15 protein-coding genes and 1 pseudogene are annotated in these 19221 nt (G+C 68.1%); 9 read left to right on the forward strand and 7 right to left on the reverse strand.

What is annotated here, in order from left to right; genetic code table 11:
• The first annotated feature begins 51 nt into the window (after positions 1-51).
• Positions 52-1002, forward strand: coding sequence for an NAD(P)-dependent oxidoreductase (locus tag AC1DW0_RS06075; protein WP_082532597.1), 951 nt, complete (start codon positions 52-54; stop codon positions 1000-1002).
• Here the strand turns inward: AC1DW0_RS06075 and AC1DW0_RS06080 are convergent.
• Positions 996-3812, reverse strand: a complete 2817-nt coding sequence (locus AC1DW0_RS06080) for a valine--tRNA ligase (protein WP_056196304.1) — start codon at positions 3810-3812, stop codon at positions 996-998. The genes AC1DW0_RS06075 and AC1DW0_RS06080 overlap by 7 nt on opposite strands.
• A gap of 260 nt (positions 3813-4072) precedes the next feature.
• Between AC1DW0_RS06080 and AC1DW0_RS06085 the strand changes: the two genes are divergently transcribed.
• From AC1DW0_RS06085 to AC1DW0_RS06100, 4 genes are read left to right on the forward strand one after another with little or no spacing between them, the layout of a single operon-like run.
• Positions 4073-4510: a hypothetical protein gene (locus tag AC1DW0_RS06085; RefSeq protein WP_056196306.1), complete on the forward strand. Its 438-nt coding sequence runs from the start codon at positions 4073-4075 to the stop codon at positions 4508-4510.
• Positions 4510-4797 (forward strand): 4Fe-4S binding protein, encoded by a 288-nt coding sequence (locus AC1DW0_RS06090; RefSeq protein WP_056196309.1) that lies wholly within the window; start codon positions 4510-4512, stop codon positions 4795-4797. The genes AC1DW0_RS06085 and AC1DW0_RS06090 overlap by 1 nt, the downstream gene beginning before the upstream one ends.
• A 7-nt stretch (positions 4798-4804) precedes the next feature.
• On the forward strand, positions 4805-5515 hold the full coding sequence (locus AC1DW0_RS06095; RefSeq protein WP_056196311.1) for a response regulator transcription factor: 711 nt from the start codon (positions 4805-4807) through the stop codon (positions 5513-5515).
• On the forward strand, positions 5512-6588 hold the full coding sequence (locus tag AC1DW0_RS06100) for a HAMP domain-containing sensor histidine kinase (RefSeq protein WP_056196314.1): 1077 nt from the start codon (positions 5512-5514) through the stop codon (positions 6586-6588). The genes AC1DW0_RS06095 and AC1DW0_RS06100 overlap by 4 nt, the downstream gene beginning before the upstream one ends.
• On the opposite strand, the gene AC1DW0_RS06105 is transcribed toward AC1DW0_RS06100, so the two are convergent.
• From AC1DW0_RS06105 to AC1DW0_RS06115, 3 genes and pseudogenes are all read right to left on the reverse strand, one after another.
• Complete coding sequence (locus AC1DW0_RS06105) at positions 6581-8071, reverse strand: amidase (protein WP_056196317.1); 1491 nt, start codon at positions 8069-8071, stop codon at positions 6581-6583. The two genes, AC1DW0_RS06100 and AC1DW0_RS06105, sit on opposite strands and share 8 nt — an antisense overlap.
• 96 nt (positions 8072-8167) lie before the next feature.
• Positions 8168-9145: a GMP reductase gene (locus AC1DW0_RS06110; RefSeq protein WP_056196320.1), complete on the reverse strand. Its 978-nt coding sequence runs from the start codon at positions 9143-9145 to the stop codon at positions 8168-8170.
• Positions 9146-9675: 530 nt separating this feature from the next.
• Positions 9676-10278, reverse strand: a pseudogene (locus AC1DW0_RS06115) (NUDIX domain-containing protein); the annotation flags it as partial.
• Between the two features lie 60 nt (positions 10279-10338).
• Between AC1DW0_RS06115 and AC1DW0_RS06120 the strand changes: the two are divergent.
• Complete coding sequence (locus AC1DW0_RS06120; RefSeq protein ID WP_056196322.1) at positions 10339-11100, forward strand: DeoR/GlpR family DNA-binding transcription regulator; 762 nt, start codon at positions 10339-10341, stop codon at positions 11098-11100.
• Here AC1DW0_RS06120 and AC1DW0_RS06125 read toward each other — a convergent pair.
• Positions 11087-12400 carry a DUF3422 family protein gene (locus AC1DW0_RS06125; protein WP_056196325.1) on the reverse strand — a complete coding sequence of 438 codons (1314 nt, stop codon included), beginning with the start codon at positions 12398-12400 and terminating at the stop codon, positions 11087-11089. The two genes, AC1DW0_RS06120 and AC1DW0_RS06125, sit on opposite strands and share 14 nt — an antisense overlap.
• 101 nt (positions 12401-12501) lie before the next feature.
• Between AC1DW0_RS06125 and AC1DW0_RS06130 the strand changes: the two genes are divergently transcribed.
• Positions 12502-13635, forward strand: coding sequence for a beta-ketoacyl-ACP synthase III (locus AC1DW0_RS06130; protein WP_056196327.1), 1134 nt, complete (start codon positions 12502-12504; stop codon positions 13633-13635).
• On the opposite strand, the gene AC1DW0_RS06135 is transcribed toward AC1DW0_RS06130, so the two are convergent.
• The gene (locus AC1DW0_RS06135) at positions 13632-14369 is read right to left on the reverse strand and encodes a transporter (RefSeq protein WP_056196330.1); all 738 of its coding nucleotides are present in this window, start codon (positions 14367-14369) and stop codon (positions 13632-13634) included. The two genes, AC1DW0_RS06130 and AC1DW0_RS06135, sit on opposite strands and share 4 nt — an antisense overlap.
• A 36-nt stretch (positions 14370-14405) precedes the next feature.
• Here AC1DW0_RS06135 and sbcB point away from each other — a divergent pair, with 36 nt between their 5' ends.
• Both sbcB and AC1DW0_RS06145 read left to right on the forward strand, forming a co-directional pair.
• Positions 14406-15839, forward strand: coding sequence for an exodeoxyribonuclease I (gene sbcB / locus AC1DW0_RS06140; protein ID WP_056196333.1), 1434 nt, complete (start codon positions 14406-14408; stop codon positions 15837-15839).
• Positions 15840-15922: 83 nt separating this feature from the next.
• Positions 15923-17902, forward strand: coding sequence for an MFS transporter (locus tag AC1DW0_RS06145; protein WP_457355125.1), 1980 nt, complete (start codon positions 15923-15925; stop codon positions 17900-17902).
• On the opposite strand, the gene AC1DW0_RS06150 is transcribed toward AC1DW0_RS06145, so the two are convergent.
• Positions 17899-19221, reverse strand: coding sequence for an amidohydrolase family protein (locus AC1DW0_RS06150; protein ID WP_056196335.1), 1323 nt, complete (start codon positions 19219-19221; stop codon positions 17899-17901). The two genes, AC1DW0_RS06145 and AC1DW0_RS06150, sit on opposite strands and share 4 nt — an antisense overlap.

A 19221-nucleotide genomic window follows, 5' to 3' on the forward strand; every position in this document is an offset into this window, starting at 1 on the left:
GTGTCACGGGGGTTGTGACGGTCTGACCCCTGAGTCGGGCACATACAAACAATGACAGTCCTGATCCTTGAACCGTTGGAAGCCGAGGTGGTGCAATGGCTGGCCGAGCGCCACGATGCCCGCTTTGCGCCTGAACTCGTGGGTGACCCGGAGGGCCTGGTAGAGGCACTGCAGAACTCCCGTGCCCTGGTGGCGCCCCCCGAAGTGCGCATCGATGCCGAACTGCTGCGCGGCGCGCCGGGACTGCGTGCGATCGGCCGTGCCAGCGGCGGCGCGGAGAACATCGACATCGAGGCCTGCCGCAAGGCGGGCGTGGAGGTCGTGCGCTCCCAGGCTTCCACGGCCAGCGCCGAGGCGGAATTCGCTGTCGGTGCCCTGCTCAGCCTGCTCAGGCGGGTGCCCATCGAGGGCAGCGACGGCCTCAAGGTGGGGCGGGAGCTGGGCTGTTCGACGATTGGCGTGCTGGGCCTGACACCGACGGCGCAGGTGTTGACCCAGCTGCTGCATGCCTTCGGTACACGGGTCATCGGCTATGACCCGGCCCTGCATCCGAGCGACGCGACCTGGGCACGCTGGGGCATCGATTCGGTTTCCTTGAGCGAGCTGGTCGAGCACAGCGACGGCCTGGTGCTGCTGCTGCCTTATTTCCCGCGCTTTCGCGGCCTCCTCGGCGACCGTCAGCTGGAGAACGTGCGCGCAGGCCAGGTCCTGGTCGGCCTGAGCCAGTCCGGCGTCGTCGACGAGGCGGCCCTGGGCCGGGCTCTGCGCAACGGCAAGCTGCGAGCCGCGTGGTTCGACAGCCTGGAACCGGGTTGGCTGGAGGCAGGGCGGCCCTTGCACGGCATCGCCACGCTGCAGGTGACGCCGCGGCTGGCGGGCACGACGCGGGAGTCGCGCGTGCGCGCCGCCTGGGCGGTGGCGCGCGGCCTGGACGAACTGCTGGGTGCCCCAGCCAAGGGCAAGAAGAAGGCCACATCCAAGGTGGCCATCGACTATTACTGAGGCGGCAGGCGCTTGAGCTGTTCGTGCAGGCGCGCCACCGTCTCCTTGAAGCCCACCACGCGGGCACGCTCCTGCTCGACGACGGCAGCCGGCGCGCGGGCGACGAAGCCCTCATTGCTCAGCTTGGCCTCGGCCTTGACGATTTCGCCTTCCAGGCGAGTCGCTTCCTTGGTCAAGCGGGCGCGCTCGGCGGCCACGTCGATCTCGACCTTCAGGGCCAGCTTCGCGGCGCCATGCAGCAGCACCGGTGACGTCGCGCTCTGCTTGGCGAACTCGGCCTCGTCGGCGATCAGCTCCACGGCCGCCAGCTTGGCCAGCATCTTCAGCACGGCCGCGGCCTCGCTGAGGAAGGACAAGTCACCACCCACCAGCAGCGGCACGCGGTCGCTGGGGCTGAGGTTCATCTCGCTGCGCAGGCTGCGGGTCGTGCCGACCACTTCCTTGAGCTGGGCCATCCAGGCGTCGGCGGCCGGGTCAATGCGCTCGGGCTGGGCGACAGGGTAGGGCGCCTGGCCGATGAAGTCGGTCGCCTTGCGGCCGGCGACAGGGGCGACGGTCTGCCACAGCTCCTCGGTGATGAAAGGCGCGACGGGGTGCAGCAGGCGCAGCGTCGTCTCCAGCACGCGGATCAGTGTGCGGCGCGTGGCGCGCTGCTGGGCCTCGTCACCCGTCTGGATCTGCACCTTGGCGATTTCCAGATACCAGTCGCAGTACTCGTCCCAGACGAAGCTGTAGACGGCGTTGGCGACGTTGTCGAGGCGGTACTCGGCAAAGCCCTGGGCCACGGCCGCTTCGACGCGCTGCAGTTCGCTCGTGATCCAGCGGTCGGCCTGGCTGAACTTGTTGTAGCCAGGCGGGCAGGCGCCTTGGTCGTGCGCGAGGCCGCAGTCCTGGCCTTCGGTGTTCATCAGCACGAAGCGGGTTGCGTTCCAGAGCTTGTTGCAGAAGTTGCGATAGCCCTCGCAGCGCTTGGTGTCGAAGTTGATGTTGCGGCCCAGGCTCGCGTAGCTGGCCATCGTGAAGCGCAGTGCATCGGCGCCATAGGCCGGCATGCCTTCGGGGAACTCCTTCTTCACGCGGGCTGCGACCTTGGGCGCCGTCTCGGGCTTGCGCAGGCCGGTGGTGGACTTCTGGATCAGCGTGTCGAGGTCGACACCCTGGATCAGGTCCACCGGGTCCAGCACATTGCCCTCGCTCTTGCTCATCTTCTGGCCCTGCGAGTCGCGCACCAGGCCGTGGATGTAGACGTCCTTGAAGGGCACCTGGCCGGTGAAGTGCGTCGTCATCATGATCATCCGGGCGACCCAGAAGAAGATGATGTCGTAGCCGGTGACGAGCACGGAGGAAGGCAGGAAGAGTTCCTGCTCCAGCGTCTTCTGCGGCCAGCCCAGCGTCGAGAAGGGCACCAGGGCCGACGAGTACCAGGTGTCCAGCACGTCGGGGTCGCGGGTCAGCTCGCCCAGATAGCCGGCGGCCTTGGCGCGGGCCTGCGCCTCATCCTCGCTGCGCGCGACGAAGAGCTCGCCGCCCGTGCCGTACCAGGCCGGGATCTGGTGGCCCCACCACAGCTGGCGCGAGATGCACCAGTCCTGCAGATTGCCCATCCAGTGGTTGTAGGTGTTGACCCACTGCTCGGGGTAGAACTTGACCGCGCCGGTCTCGACGGCGGCAATCGCCTTGTCGGCAATGCTCTTGCCGTCGGCGCTGGGCTTGGTGACCGCAACGAACCACTGATCGGTCAGCATCGGCTCGATGACCTGGCCGGTTCGCTCGCAACGCGGCACCTGCAGCTTGTGCTTCTTGACCTCGACGAGCAGGCCTTGCGCCTCCAGGTCGGCGACGACGCGTTTGCGGGCGACGAAGCGGTCCAGGCCGCGGTAGGTCTCGGGGGCGTTGTCGTTGATCCTGGCCTGCAGGTCCAGCACCGCGATCATCGGCAGGTTGTGACGCTGGCCGACGGCGTAGTCGTTGGTGTCATGCGCCGGCGTGACCTTGACGACGCCGGTGCCGAACTCGCGGTCCACGTAGTCGTCGGCGATGACAGGGATCTCGCGGTCGGTCAGCGGCAGCTTCACGAGCTTGCCGATCAGGGCGGCATAGCGCTCGTCCTCTGGGTGGACCATGACGGCCACGTCACCCAGCATGGTCTCAGGTCGCGTGGTGGCCACCACGACCGAACCCGAACCGTCTGCCAGCGGATAGCGGATATGCCACAGCGAGCCGTCTTCCTCTTCGGAGTTCACCTCCAGATCGGACACGGCGGACTGCAGCACCGGATCCCAGCTCACCAAGCGAGTGCCGCGGTAGATCAGGCCTTCCTCGTAAAGCCGCACGAAGGTCTCGACGACGACGGTCGAGAGCTTTTCATCCATCGTGAAGTACTCATGGCCCCAGCTCACCGAGTCCCCAAGCCGGCGCATCTGGCCGGTGATGGTGTCACCGGATTGCTGTTTCCATTCCCACACGCGGGCGACGAAATTCTTGCGACCGAGTTCCTTGCGGCTGGTGCCGGCAGCCTGCAGCTGTCGCTCGACGACGATCTGCGTCGCGATGCCGGCGTGATCGGTGCCCGGCACCCATAGCGTGTTGTCGCCCTTCATGCGGTGGTAGCGCGTCAGCGAGTCCATCACCGTCTGGTTGAAGGCATGGCCCATGTGCAGCGTGCCCGTCACGTTGGGCGGCGGCAGCTGGATGCTGAACGAGGGCTTGGCCGGGTCCAGCGTCGGCTCATACAGGCCGGCGGCTTCCCACTTGGGGCCCCAATGGGCTTCCAGGGCGGCGGGTTCGAAGGACTTGGCAAGTTCGGTCATCGCGGCGTCGCCCGCTGTGAAGCTGGGGCGAAAAGAGGGCTTTTCGGGGGTCTGCGATTGTAGGGGGCCGCACTCGCGCGGCCTCCGCGCCGATCAGCGCGTCTGCAGCTTCAGCTGTGACAAGGGCGCACAGCCTCCCCGGCCCCGGGCGAAACAAAACGATACCCGGCGATACCGCGTCGAGATGCTCTGGCGCGGGCTAACCGCAAACATGAGCGCCATCCCAACCACGGGCCTCGAGCGCCCCACGGAGCAGCACCATGAACTTTTTTCGTCGCTGGCACGCCCACCACAAGTTCCACCACCACTTTGGCCACGGCCATCACGGCCATCATTTCGGCCGCCATGCTGATGGCTTCGCCCACCTCCTTCTCAACCGAGTCGGCGCCAAGCTGGACCTGGACGCCGAGCAGCACCGCAAGCTCGGCGCCTGGCTTGAGCAGCTCCAGCACCAGCGCGACACGATGAGGGGCTTGGCCCGCGGCCCCGAGGTGGCGGGCCTGTTCGCCGGTGAGCAATTCGCCCGCGAGCCGGCGCAGCAACTGCTGGACGCCAAGCTGGATGCGCTGCGCGCCGCCGGCCCCGGCCTTGTCACGGCCTTTGCCGACTTCTTCGATTCGCTGGACAACGAGCAGCGTCAGGTGCTGCGCTTCATGATGCGGCGCTTCGGCCGGCATGAGCGGCGAGACGCGGCGTGATGGATGTCCACTGCGGCAAGCAGCCCCGCGGCCGCTTTGTGCCGCACATCGACCGCAACCGCTGCGAGGGCAAGGGCGAATGCGTCGCTGTCTGCCCCTTCAACGTGTTCACCTTGGGCAAGCTGGCACCCGAGCAGCGCCAGTCCCTGAGCCTGTTCGGCAAGCTCCGGGGCATGGCCCACGGCTGGGAGCAGGCCTTCACGCCCAATGCCGCCGCCTGCGAAGCCTGCGGCCATTGCGTCAGCACCTGTCCCGAGCGAGCCATCACCCTGGTGCGGGCCGAATAATCGCGACATGCACAGACTGCTGCTGATCGACGACGACGAGGCCCTGGCCGGGCCGCTGACGCAATACCTTGCCCGCTTCGACCTCCAGCTCGAGGCTGTCACGCGGCCCAGCATCGCGCTGACGCGGCTGGCGGCCGAGCGCTTCGACGCGTTGATCCTCGACGGCATGCTGCCCGAGATGGACGGCTTCGAGTTCTGCAAACAGCTGCGTGCCAGCAGCGAGGCCTGGCGCGACATGCCGGTGCTGATGCTGACCGCGCGCGGCGATCTGACCGACCGGGTCGTCGGGCTGGAGCTGGGCGCCGACGACTACCTGCCCAAGCCCTTCGAGCCCCGCGAACTGGCGGCACGGCTGCAGACCATCCTGCGCCGCACGCGCTTTGTATCGGCGGCTGCCCCGAGCGTGGTTCAGCCTTCCGCCAAGCTGTGCTTCGAGGGCCTCGAGATCGACACCACGCGCCGCGAGGTGCTGTGCGCGAGTGGCTTGGTCGAGCTGACCGGCACCGAATACGAGCTGCTCGTGATGCTGGCCCGCGAGCCGGGCAAGGTCTTCTCGCGCGACGACATCCTGAACCGGCTGCGTGGCCAGGAAGCCGAGCTGTTCACCCGGGCCGTCGACATCCTGGTGAGCCGCCTGCGCCGCAAGCTTGAGCCGCTGGTGGCCCTGAAGACCCTGCGCAACGCCGGCTATTGCTTCGCATTGCCAGGCAAACCATGAAACCCCACGCCTACGACCACCGCTGGCGCGAGCGCTGGGAACGCAAGCGGGCCAAGCGCGCCCGGCGCATGAACCGCGACTGGGAATACCGCTGGCGTGTGCGCCATCGCTGGCACCAGCGCTGGCATCACCAGCACAAGCGCTTCAAGCATTCGCTCGGTGCGCGGCTGATCGCCATCTTCATCCTGCTAGCCTGCATCAGCAGCACCATTCTGTGGATGTCGATGGGCAGCGCCTACGGCCTGCTTTGGGCCGTGCCGGCGCTATTCGTGGTCACGGGCCTGGCCTTCGGCATGATCCGCCACATGGTCTGGCCGCTGCATGCGCTGGCCATCGGCGCCGAGGCCTTCCGCCGCGGTGAGTTCTCGCACCGTGTGCCCGTGATCCACAGCGACGAGATCGGTGACCTGGCACTGCGTTTCAACCAGATGGCCGCCGACATCCAGGCCATGCTGGACGGCAAGCGCGCCTTGCTGCTGGCCATGAGCCACGAGCTGCGCAGCCCGCTGACGCGCGCGCGCCTGCACGCCGAGATGGTGGGCGAGGGCGAGTCACGCGACGCGCTGCTGGGCGAGCTGGCGCAGATGCGCGATCTCATCACGGCCTTGCTGGAGAGCGAGCGCCTGGGCAGCGGGCACAGCGCGCTGCAGCTGTCGGACTGCGACCTCGGCGCGTTGGCGCAGGAGCATGCCCAGCCCGGCGTGGAGTTGCATGTCGAGCCCGATCTGCCGCCGTTGAGGCTGGATCGCCTGCGTGTGCAGCTGTGCCTGCGCAATCTCGTCCAGAACGCGTTGCGCCACAACGATGCCAGCCGCGGTGCCGTGCAGCTCAGGCTGGCTCGCGAAGGCACGGGCGTGCGCTTGACGGTGCGTGACTTCGGCGCCGGCGTGCCGCCCGAGTCCCTGCCTCAGCTGGGCCAGCCCTTCTACCGGCCGGACGCCGCGCGCACGCGGCATGTGGGTGGTGTGGGCCTGGGCCTGTGCCTGTGCCGGTTGGTGGCTGAAGCGCATGACGGCCGGCTGGAGCTGCGCAATGCCGAGCCGGGGTTCGAGGCCTCGGTGCGCTTCAGCTAGGCACCCGGTCGAACCAGGGCTGGGTGGCTTCCAGTTCCGCGGCCAGTTGCAGCAGCAGCCCGTCTTCGCCCGGCGCTGCAACGAACTGCACGCCCAGCGGCAGGCCGTCGGCCGTCCAGTGCAGCGGCAGTGAGATCGCCGGCGTGCCCGTCAGGTTGGCGAGCTGGGTGAAGGGGACATGGCGCAGGCTGTCGGTGGCCATCTGCTGCACGACGCCATCGAGCAGGCCGGCGTGCTTGAGCAGGCCCAGCAGCCCCGAGGCGCGCAGCGCGCCCAGCACGGCAATCTGCAGCGGCGGCGGGTCGCCGGTGCCATGCAGCACCGGTGGCGAGGCCAGCGTCGGCGTCAGGTAGAGGTCGTAGCGCGCGTGCAGGGCGGCCAAGCTGCGGGCGTAGTCGTTCCAGCGCAGCAGCTCCAGCGTCAGCCGTTCGGCGCTGGTGGCGCGGCCGAGCGTGGCGATGAGACGGGTCAACGGCTCAAAGTCGGCTTCGCGGCCACCCAGGGCGACCGCGCGGCTCAGCGTGGCCGGCACCTGACCGAAGTAAATATGCAGGAAGCTGTTGGCCAGCGTGCGGCCATCGATGTCGGGGCGGGCCGGCTCGACGACATGGCCGAGGCCTTTCAGTAGCGACACGCTTCGCTCCACGGCGAGCCGGGCCTCGTCGTGCACCGGCTCGCCAATCGGCGAATCGGCGCACCAGGCGATGCGCAGCCGGCGCAGCGGTGAGCGCAGCTGATGGACAAAGGGCGTGGCCGGCGCGGGCAGGGCGACGGCGTCGCCGGGCTCGGGGCCGCTGAGAATGTCCAGTGCCAGGGCGGTGTCGCGCACGCTGCGCGAGATGACGCCCTCGCTGCAGGCGCCGAACCAGACTTCGCCGGAGCCCGGGCCCACAGACACGCGGCCGCGAGAAGGTTTGAGGCCCACGAGCCCGCAGCACGCGGCCGGAATGCGTATCGAGCCGCCGCCATCGTTGCCGGCGGCCATGGGTACGACACCGGACGCGACCGCTGCTGCCGATCCGCCGCTGCTGCCGCCCGGTGTGCGTTTCACGTCCCACGGATTGCTGCTGCGGCCGAAGGCCAGCGGGTCGGTGACGCCCTTGAGCCCCAGTTCGGGCGCGTTGGTCTTGCCGAAGATGACGAGTCCGGCGTCGAGCAAGCGCCGCACGACATGCGCGTGCTCGCGCGGCGGCGGCAGTGCGGCCAGCGCCCGGCTGCCCCAACTGGTCGGCACGCCGGCGTAGTCCTCGGCCACATCCTTGATGAGGCAGGGCACACCGGCCAGTGGGCCGGTGCCGACGCCACGCGCCAACTGAGTTCTGGCCTCGGCCTCCATCAGCCGGCAGACAGGGTTGAGCCGGGGTTGGACTTCGGCCAGCCTTGCGAGCGCCAGGTCGAGCAGGCTTTCTGCGCTGACCCGACCAGCCGCCACCTCAGAGGCCAGCGAGGTTGCGTCGTGGCGGCGGTAGCTTGCAAAGTCCATGGCGCTCACATGAACAAGTGCTCGCCGGCGTTTTGGCTGCGCCGGAATGCGGACCTCACGCTGCGCGCGAGGTGCTCCCCCGCGTTCCGCAGGTGATCACATGAACAAATGTTCGCCCGCATTCTCTCCGCCAAGAATGACGTAATTCACCTTGCGCAGGTCCGACAACTGCGTGCCGCCCGCATACGAGATCGAGCTCTGCAGGTCTTCCTGCATCTCGCGCAGCGTGTCGGCGAACTTGCCCTTGACGGGTTCCAGGATGCGCTTGCCCTCGACGTGGCGGTACTCGCCCTTGTTGAAGTCCGACGCCGAGCCGTAGTACTCCTTGTAGAGCTTGCCGTCGACCTCGACGGTCGTGCCTGGCGACTCTTCATGGCCGGCGAACAGCGAGCCGATCATGACCATGCTGGCGCCGAAGCGCACGCTCTTGGCGATGTCGCCATGGTGGCGGATGCCGCCGTCGGCCACGATGGGCTTGGTGGCTACGCGCGAGCACCATTTCAGCGCCGACAACTGCCAGCCGCCGGTGCCAAAACCCGTCTTCAGCCGCGTGATGCAGACCTTGCCCGGGCCGACGCCGACCTTGGTCGCGTCGGCACCCCAGTTCTCCAGGTCGATGACGCCTTCGGGCGTGCCAACATTGCCGGCGATGACGAAGGTCTCGGGCAGCTTTTGCTTGATGTGGCCGATCATGCGCTGCACGCTCTCGGCATGGCCGTGGGCGATGTCGATGGTCAGGTAGTCGGCGCCGACGCCTTCAGCCGCCAGCTTGTCCACCAGTTCGAAGTCGGCCGGCTTCACGCCGACGCTCAGCGACACCAGCAGGCCCTTGTCCCGCATGTCCTTGGCATAGGCCAGGCTGTCGAGGTCGAAGCGGTGCATCACGTAGAAGTAGCCCTCGCGGGCCAGCAGCTCGGTGATGGGCTCGTCCACGACCGTCTTCATGTTGGCCGGCACGACCGGCAGCTTGAAGCGGTGTGGGCCGAACTGCACCGAGGTGTCGCAGTCCGAGCGGCTTTCCACGCGGCAGCGGCGCGGCAGCAGCAGGATGTTGTCGTAGTCGAAGATTTCCATGATTCAAGTTCACAGTTGCGGCGCGCGTTTGGCAGTGCGCGACCTGGGCTGCGAGCGCTTGACTTGGCTCTGCCGGCTTTGCTGCCCGCTTTTGCAGCGGGCAAAAAAAACCGGACGCCAAAATTTGGGCCCGGTGATTGATTCTACGCGGGCCTGGTTGGTATTGAAGCGAGGCCGTAGTGCACGGGCATTGCGCAGGCCAAAGCGGCCTTGATCATGGCGTCGGCGCCGGCCGAATCACCGCCGATGCGCAGCAGCAGGTCACATCGCTCCAGCAGGGCCTGGGCGTTGGGGTGGAAGTAGCGGTCCCAGACCGCATCGCCGCGCCGGCCGCCAGCGGCCGCGATGAGCGGCAGGGCGACCCACTCGCCGAGCACCGGCACGTGGCCCAGGGCTGCGACTTGCAGGGCGGCATCCTGCATGGCCTGCACGTTGGCGGCGATCGCGTCCTCCCGGTCGCCCGTGCCGCTTCGATACGGCCCGGCGATGAAGACCAGCAACGGGCCCTTGCGGGGCGGCGGCCCGAAGACATGGCGCTCGGCCCAGCGCAGCAGCATGATCGTTTTCGCATCGACGATCTCGCCGGCCTCGACCTGGCGCATGGCTGCGTCGAAGTCCAGCTCGAAGCGCGCGATGTCCTCGCCCTCCTCAACGAGGCCGCCACCCGCGCCAACCAAGTCGCCATCCTCGTACTCGGCCGCAAAGAAATGCAGCTTCTCGGTCACCGAGCCGGGGCTCATATAGGCCTCGAACAGCGGCTGCACCTCGCGCAGCTTCACGCCGGCTTCCTGCTCGGCCTCGGCGCGGACGCAGCTGAGCGGATCGGCCTCGTCCAGCAGCCCGGCCACGGCTTCGACCATCAACTGCTGCCAGCCATTGACGAACGCCGGGTAGCGGAACTGCCGTGTCAGCAGCACACGGCGGCGCGTGCGCTGGTAGAGCAGGATGGTGGCGCCATTGCCGCGGTCATAGGTCTCGCGGTCCTGGGTCTGCCACTGGCCATCGCTGCGCAGGAAGTCGAAGCGGGTGGTCTTCAGCGTGTACCAGTTGTTGGACAGCAGCCTCTCCTGCTGGACGCGCACGCGTTCGGACAGGGGCAGGTCGGCAATGCGCGAATCGGTCTTGGTTTGCATGTTGTTTCCTGAATTTAAGGAAAATCATGCAAAATAACGCAAAACCATGCAATCCCACAGATGCTGACCGAACAACGCCACTTGGCCATCCTGGAAGAACTTCATTCCACGGGCCGCGTGCTGGCCCGCGAACTGGCCGAGCGCCTGCAGGTGTCGGAGGACACCATCCGGCGCGACCTGCGCGAGCTGTCCACGCGGGGCGCGCTGCAGCGTGTGCATGGCGGCGCGCTGCCGGTGTCACCGGCCCTGGCCAACCTGGCGCGACGCAGCGCCATTGCCGTCGACGAGAAGCAGGCGCTGGGCCGCCATGCGGCGTCTCTCATCGCCGATGGCCAGCTTGTCTTCGTCGACGGCGGCACGAGCACGCTGGCCATGGTCCAGCAGCTGCCGGCCACGCTGCGCGCCACGGTCGCCACACACAGCCCCGTCATCGCCGCGGCGCTGATCGAGCACCCCACTGTCGAAGTGCTGATGCTGGGTGGGCGCCTGTTCAAGCACTCCGGCGTGGCCGTCGGCGCGGGTGTAGCACAGGCCATCCAGGCGCTGCGGGCGGACTGCTATTTCCTCGGCGTAACCGGTGTGGAGGCCGGCTTCGGTCTGTCCACCGGCGACGCCGAGGAGGCCCAGGTCAAGGCGCTGCTGATGGCGAGCGCTGCGGAAACGGTGCTGATGGCCAGCAGCGACAAGCTCGGCAAGGTCTCGCCCTACCGCGTCGCGCCGCTGTCGGCCTTGTCGACGCTGATCGTCACGCCTCAGGCCGGGCCGGCCGCGCTGCAGGCGCTGCGCCTGCCGGGCCTGGAGATCCTGGTCAGTGGTGGTTGAAGATCTTGCGGTGGATGCGCCTTGTCGTCTGCCAGACGGCCAGCAGCACGAAGGGAATGGCCGCCCCCGCCGCCAGCTCGGGCTGTACTGGCAGCCAGCCCTCGGCCTTCAGCGCCTTGAAGAAGTACAGCAGCAGGCTGACGACGTAATAGGTAATGGCCGCGAGCGACAGCCCCTCGACGGTGGCCTGCATGCGCAGCTGCGTGCGCTGGCCTTCGCCGAGCTGGGCCAGCAGCTGCTGGTTCTGCGCCTCGGTGGCGATGTCGACCCGCGTGCGCAGCAGGGCGCTTGCGCGTGAGATGCGTTGTGACAGGCCGGCCAGCCGCTGCGCCGTCGCATTGACCGTCGCGATGGCCGGTGAGAGCCGGCGCTGCATGAACTCGCCCAGCGACTGCCTGCCGGCCACCTTGCCCTCGTGCAACTCGGCCAGACGCTGCTCGACGATGGCCTGGTAGGCCTGGGTGGCGGCAAAGCGGTACTGGTGCGAGGCGGTGGCGTGCTCGATGCGCGCTGCCGTCGAGATCAGGTCGTCCAGCAGTTCGGCCTCCGACGCGCCGCGCTTCTCCAGCCGCGCGGTGATGCTGGCCAGCGTGGCCTCCACCTCGGCCAGCGTCGAGCCGAGCGACTTGGCGGCGGGCAGGCCGCGCAGGGCCATCAGGCGGTAGGTCTCCAGCTCCAACAGGCGCTGGCAGATGCGGCCGGCGCGGGTCTCGGGCGTGCCGGGCTCAGCCAGCACGACGATGTGCTCGAAGCCGGTCGCGCGCAGGCAGAAGTCGGTGACAACCAGGGAATGGCCGCCGCCCATCGTCGACGCGACCGTTGCATGCGCGCCGAACCAGGCCTGGGCCTCGGTCAAGGCGCTGGGCGCGAAAGTCAGCTGCCGCTCGATCATGACGAGCTTGATGGCCGCAAAGGTGCGCCCCGGGATGCGCCCCAGCCAATCCGGTGCGACGCGCAGCGCCAGCGCATCCAGCGTCTGCGCGCTGGCCTCGGCGTCGGCGGGCAGGGGCTGCACGACCGAGTAGCGCGTGAACTCGGCATGGCGCTCCCACTTCAGCGAGAACTCGCCGCAGCGCAGGCGCAGAAAGTTTGCGTTCAGCGCCTCCTCGGCCAGTTCGTGCTGGCCGGGCAGCTGGCGCAGGTGGGCATGCTCCTGCGCCCGGCTGATGCCGTCGTTGAGCACGGCGATGTGGACGATGACGGCCGGCAGGCGGATGCGCGCCGGCGGCCGGGCATGCACCTCGTTGTGTAAGGCCAGGCGCAGGGCGTCGTCGGGTGGGAGCAGGCTGTCTTCGTGCATGTTTTGTCCAGGGCCCCAGGCTAGTGCCTAGAGAAGGCAGCAAACCGGATCGATAAGATTTCAGCCTTCGTACATCAGCAGCGGCGGCTTCCGTCTTCAATATGCAAGCTTCATTCCCGGCCGTGGTCATCAGCGGCACCGGCCTGTACCGCCCGCCCCATGTCATCACCAATGCCGAGCTGGTCGAGGCCTTCAACGCCTACGCCGACCTGCAGAACGCCGAGCACGCGACGGCGATCGCCGCTGGCGAGCGCTCCGCCTTGACACACTCCAGCGTCGAATTCATCGAGAAAGCCTCGGGCATCAAGCAGCGCTACGTCGTCGACAAGGCCGGCGTGCTGGACCCGACCCGCATGTACCCGCGCTTCACGCCGCGCGGCGACAACGAGGTCTCGCTGATGGCCGAGATCGCCGCCGATGCTGCCCGCAAGGCGCTTGAACAGGCCGGCAAAACCGGCGCGGATGTCGACGCCGTGCTCTGCTCCAGTGCCAATATGCAACGCGCCTACCCGGCCATGGCGGTAGAGATCCAGCAGGCGCTGGGCGCCGGCGGCTACGGCTTCGACATGAACGTGGCCTGCTCCTCGGCCACCTTCGCGCTGGAACAGGCCTTCAACGCGGTGCGTTCGGGCGCCAGCAAATGCGTGCTGGTCGTGAACCCCGAGATCACCTCGGCCCACCTGGAATGGCGCGACCGCGACTGCCACTTCATCTTCGGCGACGTCTGCACGGCCCTCATCGTCGAGCGCGCGGAAGACGCCACCGGCGCCGACCAGTGGGAAATCCTCGGCACGCAGCTCGCCACACAGTTCAGCAGCAATATCCGCAACAACTTCGGCTTCATGAACCGCGCCGAGGACCGCGACCCGAGCGACCGCGACCTGACCTTCTATCAGGAAGGCCGAAAGGTGTTCAAGGAAGTCGTGCCCATGGCCGCGGCCCATATCGAGGCCCACCTGGGCAAGCTGGGCCTGGAGCCAACGCAGATGCGCCGCTACTGGCTGCACCAGGCCAACCAGGGCATGAACCAGCTCGTCATCAAGAAGCTGGTGGGTGCGGATGCCGGCAGCGAGATCGCGCCGCTGATCCTGGACGAATACGCCAACACCGCGTCGGCCGGCTCCATCATTGCCTTCCACCATCACCGGGGTGACCTGAAGGCTGGCGACGCCGGCGTGATCTGCTCCTTCGGCGCGGGCTATTCCATCGGCAGCGTGGTCGTCAAGAAGCGCTAAAAACGCAGCGAGAGGCCGATCGTCCACGCCCAGTCGGGCGTGTTGTGGTTCAGGCCGCGGAAGACGGCCGTGTCGAGCTGAGCGTCGCTTGTGAGCTGCCAGGCCAGCCCCGTGCCGGCCGTGACGACATTGCCGCCATTGCGGGCCGACGCGATCTGCTGGCCGGCGATCTCGGCAAAGCCGTGCAGCTTCTCGCCCAGCGGGATACCCAGGCTCGCCGACAGCAGGGCACCCGTGTAGCGCTGGTCGTTGTCGTTGCGATCGATGAAGACGCCAGCCATCGTGCCGAGCGAGTAGCCGGCCGGCAGCTCCCACTGGGCCAGAAAGTTCAGGCCGGGCCGCAAGCCATGGCCTTTGAACGGCCCGCTGCCTGTCGGTGTCTGCACTTCGAACAGCCAGCCCAGGCCAGGCTTGGCCTCGTCGCCGTCCTGCATCTGCCATTTGAAGCCGACTGCCAGATCTCCTCGGCCGCTGGCGCTCGGGTTGCGCTGGCGCAGCGCGCCGTCGGTCTCCAGCCGCAACTCCAGGTCATGGTCGACGCCCAGGCGCAGCAGCGTCGGCGTCGATCGCAGCCGTGTCGCGGCGTCGCGCTGCCAGGCGCCGCTGGTCTCGACCTGGAAGCGGCCTGCGGCCATCACATCGGGGCCGTTGGTGAAGTCGGGCCGGTCGGGGGAGATCGCGTCGTCGGCGTGTGCCGCGGCGCAAACGGCCAGGAGCAGCAGGGCAAGTCTCATGCGAGCCACTCTATCGGCTGAGCTATCGTGGCGGCCATGTCTTCCCTTTCATTTTTCTGGCACGACTACGAGACCTTCGGCCGCGTGCCACGCCGGGACCGCCCGGCCCAGTTCGCCGGCCTGCGCACCGATGCGGAGCTCAACGAGATCGGCGAGCCGCTGATGCTGTACTGCCAGCCGGCCCCGGACTACTTGCCCGACCCCGAGTCCTGCCTGCTGACCGGCATCCTGCCCCAGCACTGCCTGCAGCAGGGTGTGCCCGAGCATGAGTTCGCCGCCGCCATCGAGACGGTGCTGGCCACGCCCAACACCATTGGCGTGGGCTACAACAGCATCCGCTTCGATGACGAGGTGACGCGTCATCTGTTCTGGCGCAACCTTATCGACCCCTATGGCCGCGAATGGCAGAACGGCTGCGGCCGCTGGGACCTGCTGGACGTGGTGCGCTGTGCCTATGCGCTCCGGCCCGAAGGCTTCGAGTGGCCCAAGCATGAGGACGGCCGCCCCAGCTTCAAGCTCGAGCACCTGACCATCGCCAACGGCGTCGCGCACGAGGCGGCGCATGATGCACTGTCCGACGTGCGCGCCACCGTGGCGTTGGCGCGCAAGCTGCGCCAGGCCCAGCCCAAGCTATGGGACTTCTGCGTCAAGTTGCGCAGCAAGCAGGCGGTGTGGGACGAGATCGGCATCGGCAAGCCCTTCCTGCACATCTCCGGCATGTACGGCCCCGAGCGCGGCTGCATCGCCGTGGTCTGGCCGCTGGCGCCGCACCCGACCAACAAGAACGAGCTGATCGTCTGGGACTGCTCGGTGGACCCGGGCGAGCTGCTGACGCTGAACGCCGAAGCCATCCGCGCGCGCATGTTCATCAAGCAGGAGCTGCTGCCCGAGGGCGTCACGCGGCTGCCCATCAAGACCATCCACGTCAACAAAAGCCCCATCGTCATCAGCAACCTGAAGACGCTCAGCCCGGCGATGGCCGAGCGCTGGAACCACGACGTCGAGGTTCAGCTCGCCAGCGCCCGGTTGCTGGCCGAGAAGGGCCGGCTGCTGGACGGCCTGTGGGCCGACGTCTTCCAGCGTGAGCCCTTCGCGCCGGCCGATGTGGACGAAGACCTCTACGGCGGCTTCATCGGCAACGAGGACCGCCGGGCGTTGAACAAGGTGCGCACGATGGCGCCCGCGCAGCTCGCCGAGCGCGCGGCGCAAGGCAAGCTGGCCTTCCAGGACGGGCGGCTGGATGAGCTTGTCTTCCGCTGGCGTGCGCGCAACTTCCCGTCCAGCCTGTCGGCAGAAGAGGCGGAGCGCTGGCAGGGCCACCTGGCTGCGCGGCTGCATGAGGGCGAGGGCGGCGCGCAGACGCTGGCGGCCTTCATGGAGCGTATCGATGTTCTCGGTGAAACAGCCGACGAGCGAGGTGAGCAGATCCTGTCGGCCTTGTACGACTACGCGGAGCAGATCGCCCCCTGAGGCGGCGTCTCCTCAGTCTTGGTGAAGCGGTGAGGGCCGCCTCGGAGGCACCATGCGTGGACTTCCCGTGAGGAGAGTTCCCCATGACGGTTGCATCCACCTCCGAGCAGCAGACAGCCACGGCCGCATCCATTTCGGACGCCAGCCAGGGCCGCCCGCCGATGGACAAGATCGTCGTGGCCATCCACGGCATTGGCAGCCAGCTGCGCAGCGACACGATACGGTCGGTGGCGCGGCGCTTTGGCGACAGGGCTTCGCCGCCACTGCCGGTCATGCCGCTGGGTTACTTCAACCTTGGCTCGGCGGCGGCAGTGCGCATCAGCCGCCTGGACGCCAAGCCTGCAGACGCCTTGTCGCGCATCGGCTTCGCCGAGATCTACTGGGCCGACATTCCGGGGCAGGTCGTCAAGGCCAATGACACGCTGGAGGAGACCAAGGCCTGGGGACACACGGTGGTCAGCCGCGCCGAGTCGCAGTACCGCAGGGAGGTGCCCAACGGCAATCTGAAGGCCGAGGACTTCCAGCTCGGTACCGGCATCGTCGACGAAATCGTCGAGACCGTGGGCGTGCTGGAGAGCCTGCTGGCCGTGCTCGCCCGCATGGGCATCTTCAAGTTCGAGCTGGCGCCGCTGCTGCGCGACTACGTCGGCGATGTCCAGCTCGTCACCGACTTTCCCTACTACCGCGACAAGATCCTGCACCGCTTCCACAGCGCGCTCGCGCAGGTGGTGGCGACATTCCAGGAGGCCTGCCCGGGGGGCCATCCGGAGATCTACATCGTGGCGCACAGCGAGGGCACGGTCATCAGCTTCCTCGGCCTGCTCGAAGCGCTGTCGGGCCGCCCCATCGTCGACCCGGACAACCGATCCAGTGCGCCGGTTGACGACGGCTGGATCCGTTATGTGCGCGGCTATATGACGATAGGCTCGCCGATCGACAAGCACATCGTGCTGTGGCCGGCGCTCTGGCAGGGCCTCAAGCTGAAATCCAGCTGCTCCGGCCAGCAGGTGCTCTTTGGCGACAGCGAGGCGCCGCGGCTGACGCTGGCCCAGCAGATCAAGTGGCGCAACTACTACGACTTCGGGGACCCCATCGGGTTCAAGCTCGATTCCGCCATGGGCTTCCTGAAGGACAGCGGCTGCGAGGCCTTCGAGTTCGGCAGCAAGCATGACCATGGCTTCAGCCGCTACTGGTTGCCCGGCAAGGCACACAACGACTACTGGAACGACGCTGAGGTGTTCGGCCATTTCATCGACGACGTGGTGCTGCCGGACCCGACAGTCCAGCCGAAAGTTCCGGCCAGCAACGGGCTTGTCGACCGGGTGAGCCTGGCCATCCCCTATGTGGCGAGCCTGCTCTTGCACGTGGCCGCGGTCTTCCTGCTCTACAAGGGCGTCACGCCGACGGGCGCGACCTTCGATCGGCTGCCGCTGCAGATCCTGTTGATGAGCGGCCTGATGATGGGCATCACCGCCGCCGCCCGGCTGCCGCGGCTGGTGCATACCGGTGGCCTGCGCTGGCATCTCGCGGCCACGCTCGTCTTCCTGATTGGCGCCTGGCCGTTTTACCTGTGGCTGCCGGACGGGCCGGCTGACTTCCTCGGCAGTCCGTTCACGAGCAGCGCCGCTCCCGCCCACGTGGCGGAACTCGCCGGCCGGCTCGCTCCGATCGCCGCTGCCGCGCTGATTGCCCTCAGCGGCTGGCTGCTGCCGCGCAAGCCCAACTGGGGGCGACGCTGCCTGGTCGGCGTCGGCACCCTCGTCATCGCCTTCATCGTGCTGTCGCGGCTGCTGGGCGCCGACGGCCCGACGGCGCCACCGCCACCCGCCGCCTGGCCCGTGCTGCTCGCCGGCGCTGCCTTCCTCTATCTGTGGTGGCTGGCCATCCTGATCTTCGACCTCAGCTTCATCTGGCATCGCTACATCCGCCGCTCGGTGGCGGTCGACACCATGCGGCAGTGGAAGCGCGGCCACGACGCGCGGCCAAATGCGCAGATGGGCCTGGGCGCGCCGGCCGCGCCCACTTCGCCGGCAGCCACGCCGCCGGCCAAGACGGCCGGCTAGTTGCGCTTCAGATACTTGTCGCGCAGCGCCGTCTGCCGGTCGCTGAGCTCCACCTCGCGGCCCTGGATGAACACCCGCTCGATGCGCGTGCTGGGCTCGAGGGGGTCACCATCGGCCACGAAGAGGTTGGCCAGCTTGCCGACCTCGATGGAGCCCAGCCTGTCGGCAATGCCGAGGATCTGCGCGGGGTAAAGGGTCACGGCTTTCAGCGCCTCGTCGTCGGACAGGCCGAAGGCGCGGGCGCTCGCGGCCTCGAAGGGCAGGTTGCGCGCATTGGTCGAGTCGCGGCCGCCATCGGCGATGCAGTAGCGCACGCCGGCCGCGGCGAGTTGGGCGGGCAGGGCGAAAAGGGCGTCTGGCGGGTCGTCGCGGCGCATCGGCAGGCGCAGCAGGCCGTCGATGATGACGGGCACCTGACGTTCGCGCAGCGTGTCGGCCAGGCGCCAGGCATCGGCGCCGCCGCTGATGATGAGCTTGAGGCCATGGCGGGCCGCGAAGTCCAGCGCAAAGCGGATCTGCGCAAGGTCATCGGCATGCATGACGACGGGTCGGGCCGGCGCCGCACCGGCTGTAGCGGGCAGCACGGGGCGCATCGCTTCCCAGCGCGTGTCGATGGGCGTGCTCGGGTCGGCAGCGCGCGCCAGCGCATAGGCCCGGGCCGATTCGAAGGCGTCGTCGAGCAGCTTGAGCCTGGCCTCGGTCGAGCGGCGCATCTCGGCCAGGCGGGCTTCGGGCTGGTTGGGGAAGAGGGCGCTGTTCAGGCGCAGCCGCGGCACGGCGATGTGCAGGCCGACCTCGGGCAGCAGGGCCATGTCCTGCCAGTTCCAGCCCTCCAGCTGCAGCAGCGCCGACGTACCGGCGATGAGGCCGGTGCGGCCGGCCTCGGGCACGGACAGCGCGGCCAGCACGCCGCCGCCGCGCGTGATGGGCAGCAGCTCGCTGTCGGCATTGAAGGCGACCAGGGCGCGGGCATTCGGGTTCAGCGGCCCGGTCTCGACGCTGTCCATCGAGGCGTTGACCGAGCGGATCTCCGCCAGGCCCAGGCTGGTGTTGGCCGCCACCATGCCGGGGTAGAGATGCCGGCCGCCCAGATCGACGGTCTTGGCGCCAGCGGGCGCGGCCAGCTCGGTGCCACCGATCGCGCGGATCTTGCCGGCCTCGATGAGCAGGCTGCCGTTGGCGATGACCGGGCCGCTGACCGGGTGGATGACGGCATTGCGCAGCAGCAGCGGTTCGCGCTGTGGCGGGGGTGGCGTGTTGGGCGTGGCTTGGGCGGTGAAGGCGGCAGCCAGCAGGGCCGTGATGAGTGCGAGCTTCAT

Source organism: Roseateles sp. P4_D2 (assembly GCF_056401875.1).

What these genes read in the sequence shown, in the direction of transcription:
- AC1DW0_RS06075 (WP_082532597.1), top strand. Translation starts at nt 52, where the DNA reads ATGACAGTCCTGATCCTTGAACCGTTGGAAGCCGAGGTGGTGCAATGG.
- AC1DW0_RS06080 (WP_056196304.1), bottom strand. Translation starts at nt 3,812, where the DNA reads ATGACCGAACTTGCCAAGTCCTTCGAACCCGCCGCCCTGGAAGCCCAT.
- AC1DW0_RS06085 (WP_056196306.1), top strand. Translation starts at nt 4,073, where the DNA reads ATGAACTTTTTTCGTCGCTGGCACGCCCACCACAAGTTCCACCACCAC.
- AC1DW0_RS06090 (WP_056196309.1), top strand. Translation starts at nt 4,510, where the DNA reads ATGGATGTCCACTGCGGCAAGCAGCCCCGCGGCCGCTTTGTGCCGCAC.
- AC1DW0_RS06095 (WP_056196311.1), top strand. Translation starts at nt 4,805, where the DNA reads ATGCACAGACTGCTGCTGATCGACGACGACGAGGCCCTGGCCGGGCCG.
- AC1DW0_RS06100 (WP_056196314.1), top strand. Translation starts at nt 5,512, where the DNA reads ATGAAACCCCACGCCTACGACCACCGCTGGCGCGAGCGCTGGGAACGC.
- AC1DW0_RS06105 (WP_056196317.1), bottom strand. Translation starts at nt 8,071, where the DNA reads ATGGACTTTGCAAGCTACCGCCGCCACGACGCAACCTCGCTGGCCTCT.
- AC1DW0_RS06110 (WP_056196320.1), bottom strand. Translation starts at nt 9,145, where the DNA reads ATGGAAATCTTCGACTACGACAACATCCTGCTGCTGCCGCGCCGCTGC.
- AC1DW0_RS06120 (WP_056196322.1), top strand. Translation starts at nt 10,339, where the DNA reads ATGCTGACCGAACAACGCCACTTGGCCATCCTGGAAGAACTTCATTCC.
- AC1DW0_RS06125 (WP_056196325.1), bottom strand. Translation starts at nt 12,400, where the DNA reads ATGCACGAAGACAGCCTGCTCCCACCCGACGACGCCCTGCGCCTGGCC.
- AC1DW0_RS06130 (WP_056196327.1), top strand. Translation starts at nt 12,502, where the DNA reads ATGCAAGCTTCATTCCCGGCCGTGGTCATCAGCGGCACCGGCCTGTAC.
- AC1DW0_RS06135 (WP_056196330.1), bottom strand. Translation starts at nt 14,369, where the DNA reads ATGAGACTTGCCCTGCTGCTCCTGGCCGTTTGCGCCGCGGCACACGCC.
- sbcB (WP_056196333.1), top strand. Translation starts at nt 14,406, where the DNA reads ATGTCTTCCCTTTCATTTTTCTGGCACGACTACGAGACCTTCGGCCGC.
- AC1DW0_RS06145 (WP_457355125.1), top strand. Translation starts at nt 15,923, where the DNA reads ATGACGGTTGCATCCACCTCCGAGCAGCAGACAGCCACGGCCGCATCC.
- AC1DW0_RS06150 (WP_056196335.1), bottom strand. Translation starts at nt 19,221, where the DNA reads ATGAAGCTCGCACTCATCACGGCCCTGCTGGCTGCCGCCTTCACCGCC.